This window comes from Phocaeicola sartorii JCM 17136 = DSM 21941, assembly GCF_054653615.1.
This window is the reverse complement of sequence record NZ_BAAIFW010000005.1, coordinates 2,882,185-2,907,894: the sequence shown is the minus strand read 5'-3', so window position 1 is coordinate 2,907,894 and position 25,710 is coordinate 2,882,185. Positions and strand designations below refer to the sequence as shown.

Below are 25,710 nucleotides of genomic sequence, written 5' to 3'. Positions count from 1 at the left end.
AACTTTGTGGCAAAATATAAACTATGGGAGCAAACAGTTCTTACAAAGCAATGCACGATATTGTAGAACAAGCAAAGGATGGGACTATATTTATCCCTGATGACTTCACAACGTGTGGTACTCCCGATGCAGTACGGTCGGGATTAAGCCGTTTGTGCCGCAATGGGAAATTGTGTCGCTTTGCAAAAGGCATTTACTATATACCTATATATGACAAGTGGGATGGTACACTACGAGAGCCATCCTTAGATGCCATTGCCTTAAAAATAGCGCAACGGGACAATGCGCGTGTCATTCCGACAGGAGCTTATGCGCTTAACAAATTAGGACTATCCACACAGGTTCCGGCTAATATCATTTACATAACAGATGGTTCTGCCCGGCAGATGAGGTTTGGAGAGGGAAAGAGTATCACATTCCGACATAGTAACGACTTAGGGAATTTCGCTTATCAATCCCGACTGATGCAACTGGCAGTTCTCGCCATGCGTGAGATTGGCGAGAAAACCATAACAGAAACCCAGAAGGAAATAATAAAAAAAATGATAACAGAATATGTTTCGGAACAGGATTTTAATCACGATATAGTGCTTGCTCCGACATGGATAAAAACAATATTGCAGCGATGAAATTCATTGATTTATCAGCAGAAGACCGTGTGGATATACTTGACCGTGTTTCCACAGAGTTGAATATAAGACAACGTGAGGTCATAGAAAAAGATTGGTGGGTGACGGCAGTACTCCGTGCAATGTTCAGTTTGCCGTATGCCAATCATCTGTCTTTCAAAGGCGGTACATCGCTGAGTAAGTGTTGGCATCTGATTGACCGTTTCTCTGAAGATATAGACATAGCCATCGACCGAGAATTTCTTGGCTTCAGCGGAACTTTATCCAAAACGCAAATCAGTGACAAATTGCGCCGCTCTGCCTGTTCCTTTGTTCGTAAAACCATGCAATACGATTTGGCAGAGCGGTTATACCAAAACGGCATATCAAAAGAAAAGTTCAAGGTGAATGTGGACATTACCCCTGTCACCACCACCGACCCGGAAGTCATAAACATCAACTATGATTCTGTGTTATCCTTCTCCATAGATGGCATGGATAGCAACCAGTATATCCTGCCAAAAGTAAAAGTGGAAGTCAGCGGCAGGTCAATGAGCGAGCCTGTAAGTGAGATTGCTCTTGATTCAATGATAGACCAGATATATTCGAAAGCTCCTTTTGCTGAACAGAAATTCATGGTACGAGCGGTTCTTCCTGAACGAACTTTCCTTGAAAAAGTATTCCTGCTTCATGAAGAATTTGCCAAGTCAAAGGATTTAATCAGAGTAGAGCGAATGTCACGACACATGTACGACATCGGGCAGATGTTGAGAACTCCAATAGCAGAACGAGCCATCAATGATGCAGACCTTTACCGTCAGGTGGTAGAACACCGACGTACATTCATCGGTTTGCGTGGTTTTGATTATGATACTCTTTATCCTGCAACACTCAATATAGTTCCTCCCACTTCTGTTATTGAACAATGGAAAGCTGATTATGAGAATATGCGATTGCATATGATTTATGGTGAGTCGGTACCATTTGAAGAGTTGGTCAAAGAATTAGAGAAATTAAACAGCGCAATTAATCAAATAAAATAGATTAGCTCCATTTCATACGTATTGATTCATTCTAAGTAAGAAGCGGTACTTACTCTGCGACAAAAGTAGTTATTTTAAATGAGAGTCACAAAGAAAAAACATTTGTTTTAATAATAAAAAACATATCAAGGTCGTTATGTAGTTGATTTTTAGTGTTTTATCTTCTTTTGTCAAACAAGCCTTTTTAGGGATTTACCATTGTATATTGGAAAAATGATTTACATAGCTCTTCCAATGATATACCTGCATTTTGTAAGAAAAGAAAGAAAAGTTAGAAAAATGATTTATTTTCCTTTTTGTATTCCATTGATATAGAGGATTATATATAAAAGTACCGCTTCTTACTTAGAAGTGGTACTTTTATGATCTAACATTATACGTAACATTAGAAAACACTACTTTGTAATCAGCTGGAATATAGAAAGTTAAATATGTTTCGCGGAGCTAAAAGTATGTCCTTACCTTTCAAAAAAGGTAAAAAGGAAGATGAAAAATACAACGCTTTTTGAAGAAAAACGAGAAGAACCCATGCATTGGTTTGCCATGAGTGCCCCCTTCCGGAGAGAAATCAAGGTAAAAGAGATGCTGGAAAAAGAGAAAATGGAATGCTTCATTCCCATGCGTCAAGACATACGGACCGTTAAAGGTAAAAAAGAAGTCGTCTCAGTTCCTGCCGTCTCCAATCTGATCTTTGTGCATACAACGGATTCCCGTCTCAAATGGTTCAAAACTTATACCACTTATCTGCAATATCTCACTTGGACCATCGATGGAATATCACACAAAATTATCATTCCCGATTATCAGATGAACCAGTTTATGGCCGTCTGCAATACCCATGACAAGAAATTGATCTTCTTGAAACCCGACGAGGTCAACCTGTCCAAGGGCGTTCACGTCCGCATTCATGGAGGTACGTTCGATAACGTGGAAGGCATCTTTGTGAAAGTGAAAGGAGCGCGCAGCAAAAGGGTAGTGGTGCTGCTGCCTAACACCATGGCGGTAGCCACCGCCGAAGTGCACCCCGACCTGTTGGAAATACTGTCGGACCCGGAACCACGTCCGTCCGTCAAATGAAGAAAAATGTAATCTCAACATGATACAAATTAGACTATGATCTACTTTTTTATTGTCACTGTATTTGTCATTTCCGCGCTGCTGGCATCTGTCATCATTCCCCGCATTCTGCTGGTTTCCTACAAAAAAAAGCTGTTCGATGTTCCCGACGCCCGCAAAGTCCATACTTCTCCTGTACCCCGTTTGGGAGGAATTTCTTTTTTCCCGGTGTTGCTGGTCACTATCTGCCTGGCCATGGGAATCCGTTATTTATTCCATCTTCCCATCGAACATGTAAGTCCGGATACGGTTTTTGTCCAGTTTATGTTTCTGGTGGCAGGATTGACCATGCTCTACCTCATTGGTGTGGTAGACGATTTGATGGGCGTGAGCTACCTTTATAAACTGGTTGTACAACTATTGTGCGCATGCCTGTTTCCCGCCTCCGGCCTGTGGCTGAACTCATTGGGCGGGTTGTTCGGCATTTACGATATCCCTTTTTGGGTGGGAGTGCCTTTCACCCTGTTTATCGTGGTGTACATCACCAATGCCATCAATCTGATTGACGGCATTGACGGACTGGCTTCGGGGCTGAGCTGCATCTCGATGTGTGTATTGGGCGGTATCTGCTTGTGGTTCGGGCACTATATTCATTGCATGGTGGCTTTTGCCGTGGTGGGCATCCTGATTCCTTTCTGGATCTACAATGTGTATGGCAGGGTGGAGCGCCGGCGTAAAATATTCATGGGAGACACCGGCAGTCTCACCTTGGGCTATATCCTAAGTTTCATTATCCTTCATTTGTGCATGGCGGAGGATCATGTGGCGCGTCCCAAGATGTTGTTGGTCTCCTTTTCCACATTGATAGTCCCTATGTTCGATGTAGTACGGGTGGTGCTTTCGCGTCTTCGTGACCACCGCAACCCCTTCCTGCCCGACAAGAACCACATTCATCATAAGTTTTTGCGTACAGGCATGCGCATCCGCTGGGCTATGGCAGGCCTGCTCATGGTCAGCCTGTTCTTCATAGCGCTCAATGCAATACTTGTCCGCTACCTGAATATCACCTTGCTGTGCGGGCTGGATATACTGTTATGGATTGTGATGCATCTGGTGTTGAATCATTTCATCGCGCTGCACGAAAGCCGGTTCCCCCGAAAAAAATGGACCCGGGATTATGCCGCTAAAGCAGGGTGATGAACAAACTGTCGATCATGAAAAGAATATATATCCTGATTCTGCTGGCCGGTTTGTCTTCCGGCTTCCTGCGCGCACAGTTCGCTTTGGGGGTAACCGGGCAATCCTTGATCCCTACAGCGGAAATGCAGCAAACGGGAACCTTCATGGGAGGGGCCAATTTCCTGCCGGAGCAAGTGACTCCCGACAATTTTTCCTATCCTACCATGAACTATTATGTCAATATGACCCTGTTCTCATTCATCGAACTGAATTACCGGATGACCTTATTGAAAACTCCGGATGCGTCAGGGAAGAAAACCTACCACGAGCAGGACCGTTCCAATACCATCCGCATCCGCCCTTTGGCGGAAAGCCGTCTGCTTCCGGCAGTGGTATTCGGCATCGACGACCTGTTTACCGAAGAGGCCGGCAGCCAATTCTGGGGAGCCTATTATGGCGTCCTGACCAAGCACTTCGACTGGCGGGGCGGCCACACACTGGCGGTTACCGCCGGCTGGTATATTCCGGCGGGCGGCCATCCTTACAACAAAGGCCCCTTCGGCGGTGTCAGTTATATTCCCGCCTTTTGCCGGGAGCTGAGGCTGATGGCCGAATATGATTCGCACGGATGGAACGTGGGCGGGGCCGTCCGGCTGTGGAGGCATTTCACCCTCCATGCGTTTACCCGTCAATTTACGTGTGTATCCGCCGGGGTGCGTTATGAATGTACCTTGATCCACTAATGCTTCGCACCATGTCAAAAAGATTGATCATATTCATTGCGTCCTGTCTCGCCATGTGTAGCTTGCTTTCCGCACAGCCTGTCCGCATCATGGATACGTTGAGGCGGCTGGATATGGAAAACATTGCCGTCAGGCAAAGAGGAGACACCGTCACCGTGGCATTCGAGCCGACGCCCTACCGGGGTGTTTACCGGGGGATAGACGCCGCCATCCGCGGCCTTGCGGCCATTCCGGAACTGCCTACCCTGCAACTGGTGGTGCTGGACCATGCGGTGCCGCAGCTTTGCATCACGCTGCCCTCCGGGCTTGTCAAAGCCTATCAAGTGAAAGAATGCAGTCTGGAAGATCTCTACCGCACCATGGACATCACGGTTGCCACCCGTCCTGCCATGCGGGAATTGAAAGGCGCACGTTCCTACTACCGTTCGTTCGGCCAAACCGACCTGGTGTTATATCCGGGAGTGATGCTGGCCAACAACCTTCGGACCAAACTATACCGTTATGCTGTGGAACTTCAGCCGGCTTTGGAAATGCAGCTCTGGAAAGGCGCCTTGATCCGTGCCCAGGTCTGTCTTCCGTTAGTCAATAATGAAGAAGGCAAATGGGACTGCATCCGTCCGGGCTATCTCACGCTCAGCCAGCGTTTCCGTTGGGGAGACCATTGGCAGGGAGAGGTGACGGCAGGCAACTTTTCGGCCGACCGCCAGGGAGCCGCCCTGTCATTCGGCTATTTGTCTTCCGACGGCAGATTGACTGTGGGAATGACGGGAGGAGTGACCGGCGTATCCCATTTATATGGCAGCGACTGGCACCTAGGGACCTGGAAACGCTATAACGGCATGCTGAAAGCCGGTTATTACCTTCCCGGCTGCCACACGCAGCTGAAGGCCGAGGCAGGACGTTTCCTGTATGGCGACTATGGAGTCAGGGGGACCCTCTCGCGCTATTTCGGTGAATATATAGTGGGCGTATATGCCCTGTACACGGATGGCGAGAAAAATGCGGGATTTCATTTTTCCATTCCCCTTCCGGGGAAGAAGCGCAGCCGGAAAAACGGTTTCCGCATCATGCTTCCCGATTATTTCTCCTTCCGCTATGATATGCGCAGCGGCAATGCCTATGCGCGCCGCCGCTTGGGCGAAACGTATCATACGGAACCCACATCGGCGGAAAACTCCTGCTTTTATCAGCCGGATTACATCCGTTATTACCTGATCAGGACTTTGAAAAACGAGAATAACTGATTTTTATTAATTTACTGTGTAGAAATTTATGAAAAAGAACAAATGGTTTTATGCATGCCTGGGCGCAATGGCTTTCGGCATGTTTGCCTTCCTTTCGGTTTCGTGTAGTGACGATGACAAGGACGAAAAGCCCGAAGAAGGTGAAGTGGTGGTAACTCCGGAACCGGAGACCGAGTATTACATTCTGGGTACTGTGACCGAGGCCGGTAAAGGCCTGTCCGGCATAGAGGTGAAAGTCAATGCGGAAACCGTCCGCACGGATGCCGACGGCAAGTTTACCGTGACCGGAAAGGCAGCCGGAACCTATGCCATTGAAGCGGCTCCCGCAGGCTATCTTCCCCAGAAGACCAATGTGGAAATAGCCGCCGGTGCCGAAAACCGCAGTGTGGTGACGGTAGCTCTGGCACTGACCAAGAAGAGTGAGCCGGTGAAAGTGGAACCGGACAAGGAGGTGATTGTGGAAGACAACAGCGCCACCAATGAAGAGATTGTCCCTCCGGGCGAGACTGAACCCGATAAAGTAGTGGAGGATGCTCCTGTGACCAAAGCGGAAGTAGTGATCCCTGCCGGAGCGCTTCCCAAGTCGGGCACCGGCATCAACGAAGACGGTTCCGCCAATGTCAGTGTGACGAACTTTGTGCCTGCACCGAAAGAGGTGTCCACCAAAGTGGATGCATCCGAAGAAAACAAGGAAGTGGAAAAAAGCACTCCGCTTGCCGCTGTCCAGTTCGAACCCAGCGGGCTGACCTTCGAGAAGCCCATTACCATGGCGGTAGCCAATCCGATACCCGGGGTTACTTTTGCGGCGGGCGACATGCTGCTCACTTACCTGAATCCTGACAACGGCCAGTGGGAAGCGACAGACAATGGCGTGGTCTACAATGCGGAGACCGACAAGTACGAGGCTCCCATCTACCACTTCTCTTCCTATGCCATGGAGAGTGCCGTAAAGAATACCGTATCGGGCGTCCGGGTGGTCAAAGATGAAGTGCTGGGCGAGGACAGCCGTGACAATACGAAGAATGCGAAAGCCCTGACCGACATTGTGCTGAAATATACCGAAAAATCGGGTTGGGACTACGAAGGCAACCTGGTTGAAACGGTAAAGGCCGCCCTTCCGGGTGCCTCTACAGTCACTGTCAATGCGATGGTAGCTTATGTCAAAACCCGTATGTTTGCGGTGATGGGCTCCCTGTCCGGAGTGACTTCCACAGAGCGTGTCTATAACACGGTGAATGTGAACGGCTATACCCAGATGAACTATGTCTGCTATGCCAAGGTACGTACCACCGTGCTGAAAATCGACGTGATGTACAACCGGCAGCCTGTTACCATCAGTGTATCGGCCAAGCGTTATACAGGAGCCGACCATCAGTACACCACAGTGACTTACAATCCGGGACACAGTGGAGGTCAGGGTACAACGAATTAATCTTCTATCGTAAGAATTCCCTTTTTCGTCACAGAAGGACACGGTGCACAAAACAATGGCTCTGTGCACTGTGTCTCTGCGGCGATCCTTTCTCTTTACTCCTACTAATTTTTTTAAGAACAAGCGATCCATGAAATTATTGACTTCCGTACTTCTGTTTTTTATCCTTCTGACGTGCGCATCCTGTGTCTCGCAAAAGAAAATGATTTACTTGCAAGGCGCTGACTATCTGCAGGACAATCCGCAGCAGATCAAAGAGAATTTTGAATTGAAAATCCAGTCCGACGACCAGTTGGCCATCTCCATCAGTAGCAAAGACCGAGAACTGATAGAGCCGTTCAACAATAGTACCCTGATAGGTAGTGGCAGTAGCCAGTACTCTGCCCAGGCAGGTGTATCTTATTTTCAAGTAGACAAGGATGGCAATATCGAATTTCCCATTTTCGGGACCCTCAAGGCCTCCGGCCTCACCCGCATGGAACTTGCCAAAGAATTGGAAAACAGATTGATCAGCCAGAATTATATAAAAGACCCGCAGGTCTCCGTCAAAATAATGAGTTTCAAAGTGACCGTGCTGGGCGAGGTAAAAGCCCCCGGCGTGCAGAATGTCACCGGCGAGCGTCTCACCCTTCTTGAAGCATTGGGCATGGCAGGCGACTTGCTCCCCAGCGCCAAGCGGGAGAATATCATGGTAATTCGTGAAGAAGACGGAAAACGCAAAAGCTATATGGTAGATCTGACTTCCAGTTATGATGTGCTGAACTCCCCCTGCTATTTCCTGCAACAGAACGATGTGGTTTATGTAGAGCCCAACAGCGCCATCCGTGTAAAGGGAAGCGGAACCATGAGCACCATGGCTTCCACCTTCGGTATGATTTCCATGGTTGCTTCCTTAGTATCAATCATCATAGCTCTGAGTAGATAAAAAAACGATGGAAACTAAAAAAACGACAACATCTTCTCCTAAGGAAAATGTCATTACCCTTCGCGATATAGTAGAACTATTCCTGAATAACTGGTATTGGTTTGCGGCATCTGCCGTGGCTTGCGTGGCCATGGCATGGATTTACCTTTCCGCCACTCCTCCGCTGTATCAGCGTACGGCCGTGATGCTGGTAAAGGGCGACAGTCAAAATTCGCAGAATGATATTTCCGCCATGTGGGAAGTGAGTGGCGGTCTGGGGGGAAGCGGTGTGGAAAATGAAGTCTATATTCTGCGTTCCTATCAGATATTGAATGATGTGGTCCAGCGCCTGCATCTGGATGTGGATTATACTATCCGTGACGGTTTGCGTCGTGATAATCTTTTTGGCGATCTTCCCTTCGAAGTCCGTTTCCTTGATATTTATCCGGGTTTTACAGAGTTGACAGTTTCTATTATCAATGAAAAGGGAGTGAGGATTTCCCAACTGGAAATAGATGGGAATGCACCATCCTATGAGCAAGTTGTGGCATTCAATGATACGCTTTCCACTCCTGCAGGGCGCATCCTTGTCCTGCCTCATGCCGAATCCATTCCACATTATCAGGGAAAGGAGATCCGGGTAACCCGTTCCGACCTTGAATCTGCCACCAATGCAGTGATGGCACGGATACAGACCTCCGCATTGGCTTCCCAAAGCACCTTGGTCAATATCATTTGCCAGGATGTCAATATAGCCCGTGCCGATGCCATTCTGACTTCCATCTTGCAGGTGTACAATGAAACCATTGTCGAGGACAAGAACCGTATAGCCTCCAATACGGCGCGTTTTATTGACGAGCGTATTGTCATTATCAGCCGGGAACTGGGCGATGTGGAAAATAAGCTGACCACCTTCAAACAGGAACACCGCATTGTGGACATCAACTCCAATGCCAATCTTTATTTGCAGGAAGGCAGCAAGGCAAAAGAGGAAAGCATCCAGCTGGAAGCGCAACTGAACGTGGTGGAGTTTGTAAAGAACTATGTAACGGATAAGACCCGAAGCTCCGACTTGATTCCGAATGTATCGGGAGTGGGGGATGTGGGTGTACAGAGCCAGATAGAAAGTTACAATGAAATGATGTTGCAGCGTAATCGTTTGGTTACCAATTCAGGCGAAAACAATCCTGTCGTTCAGAACATGAACCGCAACTTGGATGCCATGCGCAAGACCATTGCCGGCAGCATTGACAACTATGTGCGTACCATCCGCCTCCGCCTTCAGAATGCCCGTAAAGTGGAGAATAAAGTGAATCAGAATATTGAAAACATTCCTCAGCAGGAGAAATATGCCTTGGACGTAATGCGCCAGCAGTCCATCAAGGAAACGCTTTATACCTATCTGCTCCAGAAACGGGAGGAAACGGCCATGCAACTGGCGGTGACGGAGGCCAATATCCGCGTGGTGGAAGCCCCATTCGGCAGTCGCCTGCCTGTAGCCCCTAAGCGGATGATGATTTTGCTGGCTGCCCTGGTAACGGGGCTTGTCATTCCTTTTGTCTATTTCCGCTTGCGCGAATTTTGGAATACAGGGGTACGTGGACGCAAGGATGTGGAAGATATGACTACTTTGCCTGTATTGGGTGAAATCCCTGCCCGCAAGGAGGGAATGGGCGATGGACAGATTGTGGTGTCCGAGAATAAGAACGACCGCATCACCGAGGCTTTCCGCCTGCTCCGCGCCAATCTGGACTTCATGAACAAGGGGGCGAAGGTATTGATGTTCACCTCCACGATGGCAGGCGAGGGCAAGACGTTTGTTTCCCGTAATCTGGCTGTGATTCTGGCAGGTACGGGCAAGAAGGTGGTGCTGGTAGATACGGATATCCGCAAGCGCACCCAGAGCAAACTTTCGGGTGCAAAGTGCAAGGAGGGTGTTTCCACGTTTCTGAGTGGCATTTATACCGATATTTCCGAATTGATTATTCCGGCACAACTGCATCCCAATGTGGATGTACTTCCGGCAGGCAGCATTCCGCCCAATCCGGCGGAGCTGTTGATGAGCGACCGGCTGGAACTATTGATAGCGGAATTGAAGAAGCATTATGATTACATCATCCTCGATAATGTCCCGGCACTGGTGGTTGCCGATGCCTCCATTGTAAACCGGGTGGCGGAAATCACGATGTATGTCATTCGCGAAGGCATCTTGGACCGCCGTTACCTGACGGAGCTGGAACGGCTGCACCGGGAAAAGAAATTCAATAATATGTGTGTGGTGCTGAATGATGTGAAAGATAAAGGGAAACGCTATGGATATGGCTATGGTTACGGGTATGGCTATGGCTACGGCTATGGTTACTATACGGAAGATGGCGGACGGAAACGCAAGCATGTCAGTTCGCGCAGTTCGTTGTTGAAAAGGCTGTTTAATAAGAAACGAATTTAAAGCAACAAGACCACTATGGGTATAACATCCAAAGTGGTCAAGTTTCCTGGTAAGGATTTAAAGAATCTACAGATCCTGATACTCCTTACTCGCCGTGAAGCACGGGCAAGTCTTACGTACACTGGCGGAAAGCTCCCTGTGCCCCATGATCCGCGTATCCGGATAATCCCGTCTCAGTTGGCGCAACAAGGCAATGAGCGCAATTTTCTGATCGATGGTGCGGGTATCCGCCGGGCGGCCGTGTTCGTCCAGTCCGCCTTCATAGCACACCCCGAGGCTATGGTCATTCCATCCGCGGGCATGTGCGCCGATGTGGTCCACCGGACGGCAGCAGTGAATGACACCATCGCGGGTGATGTAGAAATGATAACCGATATCGGCAAAGTTCCGTCCGTGCACATGGGCATGGCGGAGGGCTTCCACAGGGAAGTCTCGGTCACAGCGCGTGGCGCTGCAATGTATCGCGATCAGCGCAATGCGCCGATAGTTTTGATACTGACTGCTGATGTTTTGATACGTCATGGTAAGTAACTGATTTAAAAAGTTAGGAATCAGACTGATTTTACTGGCATGCCTGGATTCCCAGTGCTCCCGCCAAAGCGGAAGCTATTGCGATAATCACTTTGAAAATGATACTCCAGGTAGAGGAAGAGAATTTTCTCATCATACATTTCATTTAAAAGTTAGACATTTAGAAATCAGACATTCCCCTCAGAGGGCTGGTCGGTTTTCACAAGTTCCGCCACGTCCTTGCCTTCTTTTTCGGCACGGAGCGCTGCGCTTTGTGCCTTGCGGCTGGCTACCGGCTGGAATTCCAGTCCGGCGAAGATGTTTTTCAGATCCTCGCCCGGAATATACTGGATGTTTACACCTTGAATATTCTCGGAGGTGAAGTCGGCCAGGGTTTCCGCCCCTTGGCTCAGAATCTGGAGACGGAACTTGCCCAGTTCGCCAAAGTCCACCTGCTTGCCTTCCTGCAGGGCATCCAGCAGGTTGTCTACGGTAGCGGTGAGCACCGCCACCACATCGGCACGGTTTACGGTAGTTTGTGAGGCTACTCGTTTGCTCAACTGTTTCAGTGAAAGTTCACCGTTGGTCTGCGCCTTGGCGTAAGCCTTGTGGGCCGCATCCTTGTCCATGGGATTCGCACGTAGTGCGACACTGTAATTTAATGCCATAATGGTCAATTTTTTAAAGGGTTAATATTAAAAGAACAATGCAAATATACTACGGGGCGGAGGCCCGGATGTGGGCAACTATGTGCCTGTGTGGCAGGGAATGACAAACTATGGTAAATGATGAATTAAAGGCCTCCGATTATTAGCCGGAGTGGTGATTTTTAGTTACATTTGTGTATCGTAAACCCAGAAAGAAAAAGAACTTATGAACACAAAAGAAACCCTTACGGAAGAATGGCCGTTGCGCCCTTATTACAAGCGCGACCTTGCCATAGCCTATGCCCCCGATATCACCCCCGCCTCGGCGTTGAACCGCCTGGCGTTGTGGATACATCATAATGCGGCGCTGCACGAGGCTTTGCTGCTGGCCGGCTATCAAGTACGCCAACGCATGTTCACCTCGTTGCAGGTGGAGCTTATTTTCCGGTATTTGGGGAGACCCTGACAGGAAGGGAAAACGTGACTATTCACGTGCCCTTGCGTGACTATTCATGCAGGCCATCGTGAACATTCACACACGGCGGTGTGAATATTCGCACTGCCGGAAGGTACGTCATCGGGCGAGGAGGTCCGTCCACGGAGCTTGGTCGTGCGCCATCATCCGCCCGTTCATTTCCGCCATGATCTGTTCTTCGGATTCGCGTTCGTCATAGCGTCCGCAAGGTTGGCGCACATAGAGCACGGTGCCCGTCTGGCACAAATCCTGGTCGCGCACCTTCAGCATATCCAGCCGCGTAAAGGCGCGGTCGGGTTCATTGATGCGCGAGATGGAGAAGATAAAATCGGCCAGGTTTGCCCAGTTGGCACTGCCTGCTATGGTGTACATGTCGATTTCTTCCAGCTCATTCTTGCCGGTCAGTTTGGCCAGCTTGCGGGGATGGGCTACGATGATCACCCATATTTTGTTGTTCCGTCCCCATGTCTGCATCTGTGTCAGCATGGACTTGATGGCCTGCGTCTCGGTAGTGCCCTGGGCGGTGTTCATCTCCATGAACAGGTAGGGGTCGATGTAAAGATATTCCAGCGGCATCTTCTTGCGCACTTGTTCGGCGCGGGCAATGATGTTGTCCGGCGTGGGGGGCGCTTCGTGAAAGTCGAGGTGCACGGTGTGGGCATCCAGATAATTGACCAGCGGGCGCAACTGTTCGCTGGTGTAATGGGTGGTGTTCGCCTTGCCCAGCATGAGGTGCACCAAGTGGGCGATATGCTTGTTCTTGTCCGGCACCTCGAAAGAAAGGTAACACACGTGACGGCCTGTCTTTGCCATCAGACGGCAGGTGAGGTCGTTCATAAAGTCGGTCTTGCCGGCATTGGCTTTTCCGGTGGCGATGATCAGTCCGCCCTGGTCGGTGGGGTGCAGCACGTGGTCTGTCAGGGGGCCGTGTCCCACCTGGTAGCCGTGGTCGAATTCGCCATGCAGCACGTTCATGATTTCCGTTTCGCGCTCGTGCACGGTGATGATGTCCGATGCCCGGATGGAATGTGCCGAGTCGATGATTTGGCGCACCACCTCTGCACCATAGGCGGCGAGCACATCACTGATATCCTTGCAGTCGCCGGGCAGCACGACGTGCAGGCTGCGTGTCCCGAAATAATCGGAGAGGTGTTTGACGAGGGTGCGTCCCGGCAGGTCAGTGTCTCCACAGATCACGATTTCGTCCACCTGGTTCAGCCAGGGGGTGAAGGCTTCGAAGGCTTTCGCCGGCTCACTGGCGGCACCGTTGGGCATGCTGATGACATATTGATAGCCTGCTTCCAGCAGCGAGAGGGTGTCTTTTTCACCCTCAGTGATGATGAGCCGTTGGATGTTTTCTTCGGTGGTGACCAGCAGGGGGTTGATGCAGTCAATGTTGTAAGGGGCGCATGGAGTGGTGGGTGAATCCTGGCTCCAGCATTTGGTGTAGACGGGCTTTTCCGTCTTCTCCTCCTGAGGGGACGGCTGCGGGTTGGAAGGGTCGCAGGAACGGTACTTGGCATTGATAGGCTGTCCGTTGAGGTAGTTCACGTAGGCGATGCAGGTATGCACCATGCCCGACGTATTCTTGTCGCCCTTGCCTGCACAATGGTGCTTGAGGCATCCCAGGCGGGCGGCGATGGCGGTGGCGGGCGAGATGCCCTGGTCGGCCAGGTAGCGTCGGGCTGCCTGTTGCACGGGGTCTGTGTTCTGTGGGTCAGCGTCCAAGGGCTGGATGCGTTTCATGATTTCCGGTGTCAGACGGGTATAGTCTTCGGGAATCATGGGCACTTCGGGCGGTTGCGGTGTTCCACCGTCGTTCGGGGTACGTGCGGCGGTGTTGTGGCTGCGGGCATATCCGGCGGCAGGTGCGCTGTAGGAATGATTCAGCGGATGCTGTTTCTGGAAGTCGAGCAGTTGGCCGTGGAATCCGCATCCGGCGTAGAAGCAATAGAACATCCCGTTGGCTTTGGCGATGGAAAGATGTTTCTTCCCGCATTTGGGACACTCGGCGATAAAGTTCTTTCCCGCACTCTTACGGTCGGGAAAGTCTGAAAGTTGATAAAATGGTTTCATTTCTTTAAATTTAAAAATAGATTATTCATGTTCCCCTCCGTAGGGGCGGATCCATGTGTCCGCCCCTATGGAGGAGGGTTATTCGTTCCACAGGTGCGACAGCACGTTCCATACGGCCTTTTCGCTGGGACGCGGTGCGGCTTCGGCGGGGATAAGGACGGTTCCTTCTGTGGCGTCGTCATAGAATCTCGATCCCGATTCCCGGTCGCTCCATTCGTGGGGGCTGACGGGATGGAAGCTTCGGAGTTCGCTACACTGTTTGCGGCAGTTTTCCCGGGCTTCCTGTTCGCGCTTCGTGCGGTGGGACTGGATGGCCTGCGCTATGAGGTTCTGTCCGTGCGCGGACTTCAGCAGGTTGCCCAGCCACGCCAACCTGCCGGAATGGTTTAATTTCCGGAACTTCACTTGTGCGGTGAAGTAGGGGATGAGTTTCTCGTTCACCAGGCAAACCACTATCCGGCACGCCTGGGGGCGGTCAATTCCCTCCTGCTGCTGGAAGCGGTCGATGAGCGGAATCAGTATTCCGGCTTTTTCCTCTTTGGAGGTATTGATGCGGTGGAAGAATTCCTTTGCGGCTATGGTGGGCAGCGTGTCTGTCGTGGAATTTCCCTGTCCGGGGAAATTTTCCTCTGAAAGATTGCCTGAGTCATCCTTCGGAGAATCCTTTTCAGGAGAAGAACTTCTGAAAGAAGTTCTCTCATTAGTAGAGTTAGTATAAATATTATTATTAATAATATTATTATTATCTGTCGGCACAAAAGTTTGCGCAAAAGTTTGTGATGCCGGTCCGTTGTCTTTTTCTGTATGGATTTCGGAATTCGTTTCGTGGTAGAGCGGCGACCAGAAGGCCTTGACGGCTCCCGTTTCGGGGTCGGTGACGAAAGGGAAGGCTTGCGATCTTTTCATGGCTTCTATCAGTGCCTGTGTGGTGGAGAATCGGAGCGAATTTCGTATCTCGTAGAAGTTCTCCTGCGGATAGATTTTCTGGCTGTTCATATAGGCGGTCAGTCCCAGGTAGAGTTCCAGTAGTTTGGTCGTGGTGGAATCTGTAATGTTACGGCTTTTCCAGATGTGCATCATTTTCTTCAGTCCGGCTACGGACATGGATGGATCGTTTTGTTGCATGTTTCTATTTTTTTGCGTTAAGTTATCGGGGTGTGAAATTACCCTGTTGTTTTTTGAAGAATTACAGGAAACTGTAATCTGAATATATATGTTTACGTATTTTAAGACTTATTAAGATGAAAGAACTGACAAATGTTGCTTTGTGGCTTCGTTCCGATGGGGAACTGATTGACAGCGTCCGTAGAAAACTGAATATTGATATCCATGTGATGTGCAGCGAACTGGATATGAGTGCGTCTACCTATACCAAAATTGAAAAAGGGGCTGTGTAAGACTCGACTCTTATTTCCGCATTCTGGACTATTTCCGCCAGGCCATGACAAAAGAAGAATTCCGCAAGCTGTGGATGGAACTGGGTGAAGTGGAGATTATGGGGGGAGAGGAATGAAAGACCGGGATTTGTTAGGAAATGTGGCTGGAAAATTGTTTCTTTGCATCAACCAAGGACAATTCCTTAAAAAAATAAAACTATGACCTATTTGGATCCTAAGGCCGATCTGACCTTCAAGAAAGTATTCGGAGAGCATCCCGACATCGTGATGAGTTTTCTCAATGCCCTGCTCCCCCTGGAGGAAGGTGAAGAGATAACCGAAATAGAATATTTGCCTACGGAACTGATTCCTGAGCATCCTTTGCGCAAATACAGCATTGTAGACGTGCGCTGCAAGGACAGTCGGGGGCGTCATTTTATCGTCGAGATGCAGATGGTGTGGTCACCCGAATTTAAACAGCGCGTACTCTTCAACGCCTCCAAGGCGTATGTGAGGCAGCTGGACAAGGGGCATAAATACGAGTTGCTGCAACCCGTCTATTCCCTGAATCTGGTAAACGATATATTCGAGACCGGGCTGGAAGGATACTACCACTATTATAGATTGGTGCATGTAGAACATTCTGAAAAAGTGATAGACGGTCTCCACCTTATATTTGTGGAATTGCCCAAATTCACCCCCCACACCTACACCGAAAAGAAAATGCAGGCACTCTGGCTCCGCTATCTGACCGAGATAGACGAGAAAACGCGTAAAGTTCCTGCCGAACTAATGGAATATCCGGAAATTAAAAGGGCTGTAACAGCCTTGGAAGAATCAGCTTTTACGCCTGCACAGTTGCAGGGATACGAGAAATTCTGGGATGCCATCAGCGTGGAGAGGACTCTCTACAGCAGCGGCGAAAGAAAAGGTTGGGAGAAAGGCTGGGAGAAGGGCTGGGAGAAAGGACGCGAGGAAGGACATGAGGAAGGACGTGAGGAAGGACGTGAGGAAGAAAAGAAATCCTTGGTTAAGGGGTTTAAGGCTGCCGGGATTCCTTCGGATGTAATAGCACGTGTAACAGGACTTTCCTTGGAAGAGATAGAACAACTGTGAGTATGCTATCGTTTCCTGAAAGTGTATCGGAAAAGATAAAAATCATATAGAATTCCGGCTTGAGAAACAAGCTGCCATATAAACTTGTTTGAAAAATGATGCAAGGCATCTCCGCACTGCAATATCTGAAAGAATTTTTCAAACAGATAGTGACGGGTTGCACCGTTTACGAAAATTTATTGCCGATGACCATCGGAATAGCCAATAACAAACATTAAAAGATAATCCAACTTTTGACACTATTTAAGAGGAAGCCACTGCAAAGTGGTTTCCCCTGTGCTTGTCTTGGAATGAAATGGTAAAGAAAATCACTCCTTTTTTGAGATGAGATTGTTTTTGAGTTTTGCTTTTGATCAATGATAAAACGATTATATAATTATGGATAGAAAAGAAGAACTGAAGCAACAGATACTTCAGTTGACGCGTGAATATTATAACGAAGTCCATAAGACTTCCAAAGTGTTTGAACCGGGCAAGAGTTTTGTCAATTACGGCGGCCGTTACTTCAATGATGAAGAGATGGTGAACCTTGTCGACTCGTCACTCGATTTCTGGCTGACTGCCGGCCCTTGGGCTCATAAGTTCGAGACCCGTCTGGCAAAATGGCTGGGTGTGAAACATTGTGCGCTTACCAACTCCGGTTCCAGTGCCAACCTGTTGGCCTTTTATGCACTGACCTCCCCGAAATTGGGAGACAGGAGAATAAAGAAAGGTGATGAAGTGATCACGGTCGCCTGTGGTTTTCCTACCACGGTAACTCCTATTATACAATATGGTGCGGTTCCTGTTTTTGTGGATATCACGATTCCGGAGTACGATATGGACGTCACCCGGCTGGAAGAAGCCTTTTCAGACAAGACAAAAGCCGTGATGATCGCCCATTCATTGGGGAATCCGTTCAATCTTGAAGCGGTCAAAGCATTCTGTGACAGACACGGACTATGGCTGGTGGAAGACAATTGTGACGCTTTAGGCTCGGAATATACCATTGACGGAGTGACGAAAAAGACAGGTACATGGGGGCATATCGGCACCAGTTCGTTCTATCCTCCCCACCACATGACCATGGGCGAGGGCGGTGCAGTCTATACAGATGATTCCGAACTGGACAAGATAGTCCGCTCTTTCCGTGACTGGGGGCGCGACTGCTGGTGTATGGGCGGTGTGGACAATACGTGCAAGTGCCGTTTCACAGGCAAGTTCGGTGAGCTGCCTGCAGGCTATGACCACAAATATGTATATAGCCATTTTGGCTTTAATCTGAAAGTGACAGACATGCAGGCGGCCATCGGTTGCGCCCAACTTGAGAAGCTGGATTATATTGTAGAGTCCCGTCGTCGTAATTTCAAGATACTGCGCGAAGGACTGGAGGGAACGGAAGGCCTGATTCTTCCCGAACCGATGAAAAACTCCAATCCCAGTTGGTTTGGCTTCCTGATGTCGGTGAAGCCGGATGCAGGATTTACCCGTAACCAGTTCAGTGAATATCTGGAAAGCAAGAGAATCCAGACCCGCAATCTTTTTGCCGGTAACCTGGTGAAGCATCCGGCGTTCGATGAGATGCGTGTCACAGGTGAAGGTTTCCGCATTGTCGGTGAGCTGAAGAACACAGACTTTGTGATGACCAATACCTTCTGGATCGGTGTCTATCCGGGCATGACGGAAGAAATGTTGCAATACATGATCTCCACCATCAAGGAGTTTGTGGCTTCCCATAAGTAAAATTCAAAACCAGTAGAAAATGAAAGCGGTGATTTTTGCCGGTGGCTTCGGTACGCGTCTGAGCGAAGCGACCAATCTGATCCCCAAACCGATGGTTGAAATCGGAGGGAAGCCCATCCTGTGGCACATCATGAAGACTTACAGCCATTACGGCATTAAGGATTTTGTCATCTGTTGTGGTTATAAGCAGTATGTCATCAAGGAATATTTTGCCAATTACTTCCGCCATAATTGTGATATGACAGTCGATCTTAGCAATAATAGTGTAAAAGTATTGGATAACCATTCGGAGAACTGGACTGTAACCATGGTTGATACAGGTCTGAACACCCAGACGGGAGGCCGCCTGAAACGTGTGCAGAAGTATATCGGCAACGAGCGTTTTCTGCTGACCTACGGAGACGGTGTTTCCGATATCAATATAGCGGAAAGCATCCGGGCACATGAAGCTTCCGGTTGTGCCGTTTCACTGACAGCCTACAAGCCGGGTGGAAAGTTCGGAGCCTTGCAGATCGATTTGGGAAGTGACAAGGTCTTGTCCTTTCAGGAGAAACCGGACGGTGACCGCAACTGGATCAATGCCGGCTATTTTGTGTGCGAGCCTGAGGTGTTCGATTATATACCGGAAAATGATGACACGGTGATATTTGAGCGCAAGCCTCTGGAACAATTGGCAAAGGACGGGAAGATGCACGCTTACCGCCATGCAGGCTTCTGGAAGCCGATGGACACCCTGCGCGACAATACGGAACTGAATGGGATGTGGGACAAAGGACAGGCTCCTTGGAAAGTTTGGTGATAAAACCGTGAAAATCATTAAAATATTTGTTTGTTCCAAATAAAACATCTTTCTTTGTCCTGCATAAACGAATAGGAATATACTAATGAAAGTTTCAGAACCTGCAACAGCTTATAATGCTTCCGGTCTTCAAGGTTTGAAGAACCGGCTGATAAGTACCATTGACAGCATCAATGACGAGGCGAAATTGCAGGAATGTTGGGACTTGCTGCATGAAAGTTCCATGCCTTGCACATTCACAGAAGAGGAACTGGATGAGGAAATCAGACAGTCTGAAGCGGGCGGATATATAACTCAGCAGGAAGTCCTTGCTAAATTTGCCAGATGGGGGTTCGAAAGATAGTTTGGAGCAACAGGGCTACTGACCGCTATCTGCAAATCCTGCGATGGTATCAGGACGAAAGAGGAGAACAATTCGCCGTGAAATTCTATCAAGGTATTTTGAATACTATAGATTTGTTGGCTCAAATGCCCACCATGGGCACATTGGACGAACGGCGTAGCACATCGAAGACTAAATACTATACTTTCCTTTCCCATCCCAAGTATCGGATTATTTATCGTTATACTAATACAACTCTTTATGTAGTGGCCATTCATGCTACTATGATGAAGCATAACTAATCATTCTTTTTTAATCAACTCCATTATTCATGATAGACATTTTCCATGATTTCTATCGTGGGAAGCGTGTGCTTGTCACCGGCCATACCGGTTTCAAGGGCAGCTGGCTTTCCATCTGGTTGCATGAGCTGGGCGCCGAGGTTATCGGTGTGGCTCAGGACCCTTTCACTGAACGTGACAATTTTGTGCTTTCCGGTATCGGTCAGAGAATAAAGGCGGATATCCGTGCCGACATCCGTGACGGTGAACGTATCAAAGAAATCTTCCGGCAGTATCAGCCCGAGATTGTGTTCCATCTGGCAGCCCAGCCTTTGGTACGTCTGAGTTATGACATTCCTGTAGAGACCTATCAGACCAACGTGATGGGGACTATCCATATTCTTGAAGCTATCCGTTTTACAGACAGTGTGAAAGTGGGCGTGATGATAACCACCGATAAATGCTACGAGAACAGGGAACAGATCTGGGGCTACCGGGAGAACGAACCGATGGGCGGATACGATCCTTATTCCAGTAGTAAAGGTGCGGCTGAAATAGCCATAGCCTCGTGGCGTCGGAGCTTCTTTCATCCCGGAGTGTATGAAAAACACGGCAAGAGTATTGCCAGTGTAAGGGCCGGAAATGTGATAGGCGGTGGCGACTGGGCTTTGGACAGGATCATCCCCGATTGCATCAAGGCGTTGGAAGCAGGTAAACCGATAGAAATCCGTAGTCCTAAAGCAATCCGCCCCTGGCAACATGTGCTTGAACCTCTTAGTGGCTATATGCTTCTTGCGCAAAAGATGTGGGATGACCCTGTGAAGTATTGCGAAGGATGGAATTTCGGTCCGAGGGCTGAAAGCATCACCAATGTGTGGGATGTAGCCTCTATGGTGATAGAGAATTACGGCAGTGGTGAGTTGAAGGATCTTTCTGATCCGGATGCCTTGCATGAGGCGAAGTTGCTGATGCTGGATATCAGTAAGGCGAAGTTTCAATTGGACTGGGAACCAAGGATGAGCCTTGGCAAGTGTGTACAGCTGGTTGTGGACTGGTATAAACGTTATAAGGAAGAGGATGCATATACACTTTGTGTAGAACATATAGAAAAATACTTGCAAGAATGAATATACAGAAAACTTCTTTTGAAGGACTTTATATCTTGGAAACAGTAAACTTCCAAGAGATTCGTGGTGGCTTTCAAAAGCCATTTAATTATGATTTCTTTGAAAGGAATGGATTGGATACCGACTTTAGAGAATTCTATTATTCTGTATCGCATAAAGATGTGATACGGGGAATGCATTTTCAGTTGCCTCCCTTTGAGCATACGAAATTAGTATATGTCAGCCGGGGAAAAATTAGAGACGTAGTGGTAGATATCCGTAAGAGTTCTGAAACTTATGGGAAATGTTTTTCCATGGAACTCGATGCTTGTAGAGGACAATATCTCTACATTCCCAAAGGTTTTGCACATGGTTTCCTTTCATTGGAAGATAATACGATAGTAAATTATGCCCAAACTTCCGGGTATTCTAAAGAACATGACTATGGCATAGCCTATAATTCGATAGGATTTAATTGGAATATAAATCAACCAATCATTTCCGGGCGTGATCTAGCATTTGAACCATTAGATAAATTTAAATCTCCGTTTTGATGAATATTCTGGTAACAGGAGCCACCGGGTTTGTAGGCAAGCATCTGGTGAAAGACTTGAAATGCTGTGCGCATGAAGTTCATATTTTGGTAAGACCTTCCACCGACTGCTCCTCTATAAACGTAAGCCGTATATTTACGTTTAATGACAATATAGAAGCTTTGGCCGTTTACTTACGGCAGGAACAGATAGATGGAATCATTCATTTGGCATCGCTTTATGTCGCCGAACATAAGACAGAACAGATAAAGCCAATAATAGACAGCAACCTATATTTAGGTACAGCTTTATTAGAAGCTGCTAAGATGGCTGGCGTGAAGTGGTTTCTGAATACCGGTACCATTTGGCAGAATTACAATGCTCCTGATTATAGCGATCAATATAATCCTGTAAATCTTTATGCGGCCAGTAAACAGGCTTTTATTACCGTGGCAAAGTATTATACAGAAACATCCCCGCTTCGTTTTTGTACTTTGAAGCTTTGTGATACTTACGGTGCGGATGACACCCGACGAAAAATATTCACGCTTTTTGATGAGATTGCTACATCCGGAAAAGAGCTGGCAATGTCTCCGGGGAAGCAGCAGCTTGATATTCTTCACATTGACGATGTGGTTTCAGGATTCATTCAATTAGCAGAAATGTTACAGGATGATACAGTTGCTCTCCGTGAAGAATATGTCCTGACTTCCGGTCAGACCTATTCGCTTAAAGAATGGGCACACTTGTATGAGCAACGGAATAATGTACACTTGAATATTCAGTGGGGAGGACGTTGCTACCGGCAACGAGAAGTGATGAAACCTTATGTGGGGAATGTCCTGCCAAATTGGAAAGCAAATAAACAAATAATCAATATGTTAAATAAAGTTATCGGGGGGGTAAATTAGGTCTTATCATCCCTCTAACACCTTCCCTTGAGCCGGAAAGGAGGGTGGCATGATGAGTGGAGAATCCCTTTTCTTGATAGGTGGCAGTGGATTCATAGGAAAAAATCTGGTACGATGTCTGTCGCCTTATTATCAGATATCAGTTTTTGACAAGTATATTGATCATGATTTTTTCGCAGATTATCTTTCTGTAAATGTATATCAACTTGACTTGGTAGCAGATAAAATACCATCGGAAATCATTGCTCCCGATTACATCATCAACCTGGCCTCTATAGTGACCGCCGAGCGTGATTTGTCCTTGTTTGATGAATTGATATCATCCAATCTGAAAGTTCTCCTGAACTTATATGAACGTTTTAAGGATACCTCTTCATTGAAACTCTTTATCCAGTTCGGCAGTTCAGAGGAATACGGTTCAATAAGTTCGCCATTCAAGGAAGAAAACCGGGAATATCCCAATTCTCCTTATGCTTTGGTAAAACAACTGACAACAAATACAGCCTTGATGCTCCATCGTAATTATGCCTTTCCGGCCATGGTCGTTCGTCCGGGCAATCTGTTCGGACCGGGACAAAATAAAAATAAGTTTATTCCTTATGTAATAGACAAGCTTCAGAATGGCGAACCTTTGAATGTTTCTCCTTGCGAACAGAAACGCGATTTCATTTATGTGGATGACTTTGCAGAGGATATTCACGGCTTGCTTGAGAACTATAGGGAATGTATAGGCGAGATAGTGAATGTGAGTAGTGGAAGCAGCATTTCATTGAAATCAATTATAGAATTATATAAATCGGAGTTGCATTCTGCGTCAGCAGTGCATTATGGTGCAATGCCTTACAGGGAGAATGAAATAATGGATTTGAAGTGTGACATAGGTAAACTATTGACAATTATATATCCCTATAAAAATGTGATGGAGACTTTTAATAGAAATCTTTCAATAAAAATATGATATGGCAATAAAATTTGAATATCCTTTTAAAAGCAAGGATTTTTTTGAATATGTGAACAGCTTTGAGAAATATAAGAATGTAAAGTCTAATCTTTTGTTTTCGGATGTAAAGAGCCAAGACCCTCTTGTTTCTGTTGTCATACCCACTTATAAGGCTCCCTATATAAAGGAGGCTTTGGATAGTGTGCTTCGTCAGACGGAAACTCCTGATTATGAGGTGGTCATTGTAGAAAATGATCCGGGCAACAGTAACCTTCTGGAGTATGTAAAGAGTCTCAAGTCCGGTCGTATACGGTATTACTGTAATGACGATAACATTGGTATGGCAGGCAATTGGAATAGATGTATAGAGCTTGCCCGTTCGGAGAATATCGTGTTTTGTCATAGCGATGATATGCTGGTGGAAGATACTTTGAAAAACTTGTGGGCGTTCCGTCAGAAGGTAGGGCCTGAAGCGGCCATTTTGGGGCGGAATATATTGATAGATAAGGATGGAAAGTTTATAAAGGGTGGTGTATGTAAAGATCGATTCTTTGGATTGTTGAAGGCGAAATCTTATTATCAAAACAATAGACATTCTTCCTTTCGATTGGATTTTGATACGGGTGTGGGAGCAATGCTCAATAGGTCAGTAATGTTGAAGTTAGGCGGGTATAATTCAGATTTTGATCCTGCTATAGACTTTGTTATGTTTATGAACTATTTTTGTAACGCACCCATTTATCGAATTAATTCGATTGTTCGTTTAACTCGAATAGCAGTAAATACATCCTTAGTAGTATGTGCAAAATTTGCCCCATGTAATTTTTATATGCGAAAAGCTATTGTTGATAAATATTGGGGAGGTAATAAGATTTTATATCATATAGCAAAATTAAGATCGGAAACAATTGAGGATGAGTTGTGGGGACTCTCTCCCCTAAGGAATATCAATATATTAGAGAAGGCAATGATGAAAATGGATAGTATTATATATTATTTCCACTCAGTATACTCTTTTACTAGAATATGAAAAATATAGTTTGTAATGAAAATTATATATGGCAATAAAATTTGAATATCCTTTTAAAAGCAAGGATTTTTTTGAATATGTGAACAGCTTTGAGAAATATAAGAATGTAAAGTCTAATCTTTTGTTTTCGGATGTAAAGAGCCAAGACCCTCTTGTTTCTGTTGTCATACCCACTTATAAGGCTCCCTATATAAAGGAGGCTTTGGATAGTGTGCTTCATCAGACGGAAGCTCCTGATTATGAGGTGGTCATTGTAGAAAATGATCCGGGTAACAGTAACCTTCTGGAGTATGTAAAGAGTCTCAAGTCCGGCCGTATACGGTATTACTGTAATGACGATAACATTGGTATGGCAGGCAATTGGAATAGATGTATAGAGCTTGCCCGTTCGGAGAATATCGTGTTTTGTCATAGCGATGATATGCTGGTGGAAGATACTTTGAAAAACTTGTGGGCGTTCCGTCAGAAGGTAGGGCCTGAAGCGGCCATTTTGGGACGAAGCAGAGCAATAGATGCTGATGGAAACTTGATAAGTGAAGATGATATATGTAAGGATCGATTTTGGGGATTGTTGAAGTCTAAATCTTATTATCTTAACGATATATATTCTTTGTTTATACTGGATTTTAGCAATGGGGTAGGAGAGATGTTTAATAGATCGGTAATGCTGAAAATAGGAGGGTATAATCCTGATTTTTATCCAGCTATAGATTTTGTTTTACTCATGAAGTATTTTCTTTTTGCACCTATTTATAGAATAAATCAGCCCCTTCATGTATGTAGGGTTGCAGTGAACACATCGTTGATAGTATCTGATAGATTTGCCGCATTTAATTTTTATATGCGAAAAGCCATTGTTGATAAATATTTTAGAGGTAATAGAATTTTGCATTATATAGGGAGATTGCTAACTGAATCAGCTGAGTGTGAAGCATTGAACTTCTTTCCGGCAAGGAAATTGAATTTATTTGAGAAGGCTATGGTGCGAATGAGCGTAATCGTATATAATCTTCATGCAAAGTATTCATTAGTTAGAAAATGAATGTAGTCATATTTAAAAAGCTATTTCCGAAGTTTTTGAATCAATATTTAGGATTTTGATTATTAGATATGCTTACAGATTGTAACATCTTTCACAAATGGCATAAGGATACTTGTAGCAAGGTCGTTGAAGTTAAAGTCGATGGGACTCCTACTGATGAAGATCC

At 46.9% G+C, this 25,710-nt stretch carries 28 protein-coding genes; 23 read left to right on the top strand and 5 right to left on the bottom strand.

Going from position 1 to position 25,710, the window contains the following annotated elements; all coding sequences use genetic code 11:
• Positions 1–23: 23 nt before the first annotated feature.
• From ACYQ0C_RS12365 to ACYQ0C_RS12325, 9 genes are all read left to right on the top strand, one after another.
• Positions 24–629: a DUF6088 family protein gene (locus tag ACYQ0C_RS12365; protein ID WP_016277962.1), complete on the top strand. Its 606-nt coding sequence runs from the start codon at positions 24–26 to the stop codon at positions 627–629.
• Positions 626–1,651: a nucleotidyl transferase AbiEii/AbiGii toxin family protein gene (locus ACYQ0C_RS12360; RefSeq protein ID WP_016277961.1), complete on the top strand. Its 1,026-nt coding sequence runs from the start codon at positions 626–628 to the stop codon at positions 1,649–1,651. Before ACYQ0C_RS12365 ends, ACYQ0C_RS12360 begins: the two co-directional genes overlap by 4 nt.
• A 486-nt stretch (positions 1,652–2,137) precedes the next feature.
• Positions 2,138–2,728: a UpxY family transcription antiterminator gene (locus ACYQ0C_RS12355; protein WP_016277960.1), complete on the top strand. Its 591-nt coding sequence runs from the start codon at positions 2,138–2,140 to the stop codon at positions 2,726–2,728.
• Positions 2,729–2,764: 36 nt separating this feature from the next.
• Positions 2,765–3,904 carry an MraY family glycosyltransferase gene (locus tag ACYQ0C_RS12350; protein WP_016277959.1) on the top strand — a complete coding sequence of 380 codons (1,140 nt, stop codon included), beginning with the start codon at positions 2,765–2,767 and terminating at the stop codon, positions 3,902–3,904.
• 17 nt (positions 3,905–3,921) lie between these two features.
• Complete coding sequence (locus tag ACYQ0C_RS12345) at positions 3,922–4,629, top strand: YjbH domain-containing protein (protein ID WP_235783333.1); 708 nt, start codon at positions 3,922–3,924, stop codon at positions 4,627–4,629.
• Positions 4,630–4,640: 11 nt separating this feature from the next.
• Entirely contained in the window at positions 4,641–5,873 is a 1,233-nt protein-coding gene (locus ACYQ0C_RS12340) for a YjbH domain-containing protein (protein ID WP_016277957.1), read from the top strand.
• Positions 5,874–5,901: 28 nt separating this feature from the next.
• Positions 5,902–7,305 (top strand): carboxypeptidase-like regulatory domain-containing protein, encoded by a 1,404-nt coding sequence (locus ACYQ0C_RS12335; RefSeq protein ID WP_016277956.1) that lies wholly within the window; start codon positions 5,902–5,904, stop codon positions 7,303–7,305.
• Positions 7,306–7,435: 130 nt separating this feature from the next.
• A complete protein-coding gene (locus ACYQ0C_RS12330; protein WP_016277955.1) occupies positions 7,436–8,230 on the top strand; it encodes a polysaccharide biosynthesis/export family protein in 795 nt (264 codons plus the stop codon).
• 7 nt (positions 8,231–8,237) lie between these two features.
• On the top strand, positions 8,238–10,658 hold the full coding sequence (locus tag ACYQ0C_RS12325; RefSeq protein WP_016277954.1) for a GumC family protein: 2,421 nt from the start codon (positions 8,238–8,240) through the stop codon (positions 10,656–10,658).
• A gap of 66 nt (positions 10,659–10,724) precedes the next feature.
• Here ACYQ0C_RS12325 and ACYQ0C_RS12320 read toward each other — a convergent pair whose 3' ends face one another.
• Genes ACYQ0C_RS12320 through ACYQ0C_RS12310 form a run of 3 tightly spaced genes read right to left on the bottom strand, consistent with a single transcriptional unit; the run spans position 10,725 to position 11,836 of the window.
• A complete protein-coding gene (locus ACYQ0C_RS12320; protein WP_081642430.1) occupies positions 10,725–11,180 on the bottom strand; it encodes an N-acetylmuramoyl-L-alanine amidase in 456 nt (151 codons plus the stop codon).
• A gap of 40 nt (positions 11,181–11,220) precedes the next feature.
• Positions 11,221–11,322 (bottom strand): smalltalk protein, encoded by a 102-nt coding sequence (locus ACYQ0C_RS12315; protein ID WP_016277952.1) that lies wholly within the window; start codon positions 11,320–11,322, stop codon positions 11,221–11,223.
• A 34-nt stretch (positions 11,323–11,356) separates the two neighbouring features.
• Positions 11,357–11,836: an HU family DNA-binding protein gene (locus tag ACYQ0C_RS12310; RefSeq protein ID WP_016277951.1), complete on the bottom strand. Its 480-nt coding sequence runs from the start codon at positions 11,834–11,836 to the stop codon at positions 11,357–11,359.
• A 205-nt stretch (positions 11,837–12,041) separates the two neighbouring features.
• Between ACYQ0C_RS12310 and ACYQ0C_RS12305 the strand changes: the two genes are divergently transcribed.
• Positions 12,042–12,281: a DUF4248 domain-containing protein gene (locus ACYQ0C_RS12305; protein WP_016277950.1), complete on the top strand. Its 240-nt coding sequence runs from the start codon at positions 12,042–12,044 to the stop codon at positions 12,279–12,281.
• A 108-nt stretch (positions 12,282–12,389) separates the two neighbouring features.
• On the opposite strand, the gene ACYQ0C_RS12300 is transcribed toward ACYQ0C_RS12305, so the two are convergent.
• Positions 12,390–14,366, bottom strand: coding sequence for a toprim domain-containing protein (locus ACYQ0C_RS12300; RefSeq protein ID WP_175271245.1), 1,977 nt, complete (start codon positions 14,364–14,366; stop codon positions 12,390–12,392).
• Positions 14,367–14,444: 78 nt separating this feature from the next.
• Positions 14,445–15,491: a hypothetical protein gene (locus tag ACYQ0C_RS12295; RefSeq protein WP_257463670.1), complete on the bottom strand. Its 1,047-nt coding sequence runs from the start codon at positions 15,489–15,491 to the stop codon at positions 14,445–14,447.
• A gap of 116 nt (positions 15,492–15,607) precedes the next feature.
• Between ACYQ0C_RS12295 and ACYQ0C_RS12290 the strand changes: the two genes are divergently transcribed.
• The 13 genes from ACYQ0C_RS12290 (at position 15,608) to ACYQ0C_RS12230 (ending at position 25,544) form a co-directional block, all read left to right on the top strand.
• A complete protein-coding gene (locus tag ACYQ0C_RS12290) occupies positions 15,608–15,763 on the top strand; it encodes a transcriptional regulator (protein ID WP_016277947.1) in 156 nt (51 codons plus the stop codon).
• Between the two features lie 198 nt (positions 15,764–15,961).
• Positions 15,962–16,858 carry an Rpn family recombination-promoting nuclease/putative transposase gene (locus ACYQ0C_RS12285; RefSeq protein ID WP_016277946.1) on the top strand — a complete coding sequence of 299 codons (897 nt, stop codon included), beginning with the start codon at positions 15,962–15,964 and terminating at the stop codon, positions 16,856–16,858.
• 95 nt (positions 16,859–16,953) lie between these two features.
• Complete coding sequence (locus ACYQ0C_RS12280) at positions 16,954–17,076, top strand: hypothetical protein (protein ID WP_016277945.1); 123 nt, start codon at positions 16,954–16,956, stop codon at positions 17,074–17,076.
• A gap of 160 nt (positions 17,077–17,236) precedes the next feature.
• Positions 17,237–18,580 (top strand): lipopolysaccharide biosynthesis protein RfbH, encoded by a 1,344-nt coding sequence (gene rfbH / locus ACYQ0C_RS12275; protein ID WP_016277944.1) that lies wholly within the window; start codon positions 17,237–17,239, stop codon positions 18,578–18,580.
• 19 nt (positions 18,581–18,599) lie between these two features.
• Positions 18,600–19,379, top strand: coding sequence for a glucose-1-phosphate cytidylyltransferase (rfbF, locus tag ACYQ0C_RS12270; protein WP_016277943.1), 780 nt, complete (start codon positions 18,600–18,602; stop codon positions 19,377–19,379).
• 85 nt (positions 19,380–19,464) lie between these two features.
• Positions 19,465–19,722, top strand: a complete 258-nt coding sequence (locus ACYQ0C_RS12265; protein WP_016277942.1) for a hypothetical protein — start codon at positions 19,465–19,467, stop codon at positions 19,720–19,722.
• Positions 19,704–20,003, top strand: coding sequence for a type II toxin-antitoxin system RelE/ParE family toxin (locus ACYQ0C_RS12260; RefSeq protein ID WP_016277941.1), 300 nt, complete (start codon positions 19,704–19,706; stop codon positions 20,001–20,003). Before ACYQ0C_RS12265 ends, ACYQ0C_RS12260 begins: the two co-directional genes overlap by 19 nt.
• A 29-nt stretch (positions 20,004–20,032) precedes the next feature.
• On the top strand, positions 20,033–21,109 hold the full coding sequence (gene rfbG / locus ACYQ0C_RS12255; protein WP_016277940.1) for a CDP-glucose 4,6-dehydratase: 1,077 nt from the start codon (positions 20,033–20,035) through the stop codon (positions 21,107–21,109).
• A complete protein-coding gene (locus ACYQ0C_RS12250; protein WP_016277939.1) occupies positions 21,106–21,642 on the top strand; it encodes a dTDP-4-dehydrorhamnose 3,5-epimerase family protein in 537 nt (178 codons plus the stop codon). Before rfbG ends, ACYQ0C_RS12250 begins: the two co-directional genes overlap by 4 nt.
• On the top strand, positions 21,642–22,532 hold the full coding sequence (locus ACYQ0C_RS12245) for an NAD-dependent epimerase/dehydratase family protein (protein ID WP_257463673.1): 891 nt from the start codon (positions 21,642–21,644) through the stop codon (positions 22,530–22,532). Before ACYQ0C_RS12250 ends, ACYQ0C_RS12245 begins: the two co-directional genes overlap by 1 nt.
• A gap of 52 nt (positions 22,533–22,584) precedes the next feature.
• On the top strand, positions 22,585–23,490 hold the full coding sequence (locus ACYQ0C_RS12240; RefSeq protein WP_025077286.1) for an NAD-dependent epimerase/dehydratase family protein: 906 nt from the start codon (positions 22,585–22,587) through the stop codon (positions 23,488–23,490).
• A 1-nt stretch (position 23,491) separates the two neighbouring features.
• The gene (locus tag ACYQ0C_RS12235; protein WP_016277936.1) at positions 23,492–24,502 is read left to right on the top strand and encodes a glycosyltransferase family 2 protein; all 1,011 of its coding nucleotides are present in this window, start codon (positions 23,492–23,494) and stop codon (positions 24,500–24,502) included.
• Between the two features lie 28 nt (positions 24,503–24,530).
• The gene (locus ACYQ0C_RS12230; RefSeq protein ID WP_016277935.1) at positions 24,531–25,544 is read left to right on the top strand and encodes a glycosyltransferase family 2 protein; all 1,014 of its coding nucleotides are present in this window, start codon (positions 24,531–24,533) and stop codon (positions 25,542–25,544) included.
• Positions 25,545–25,710: the final 166 nt, after the last annotated feature.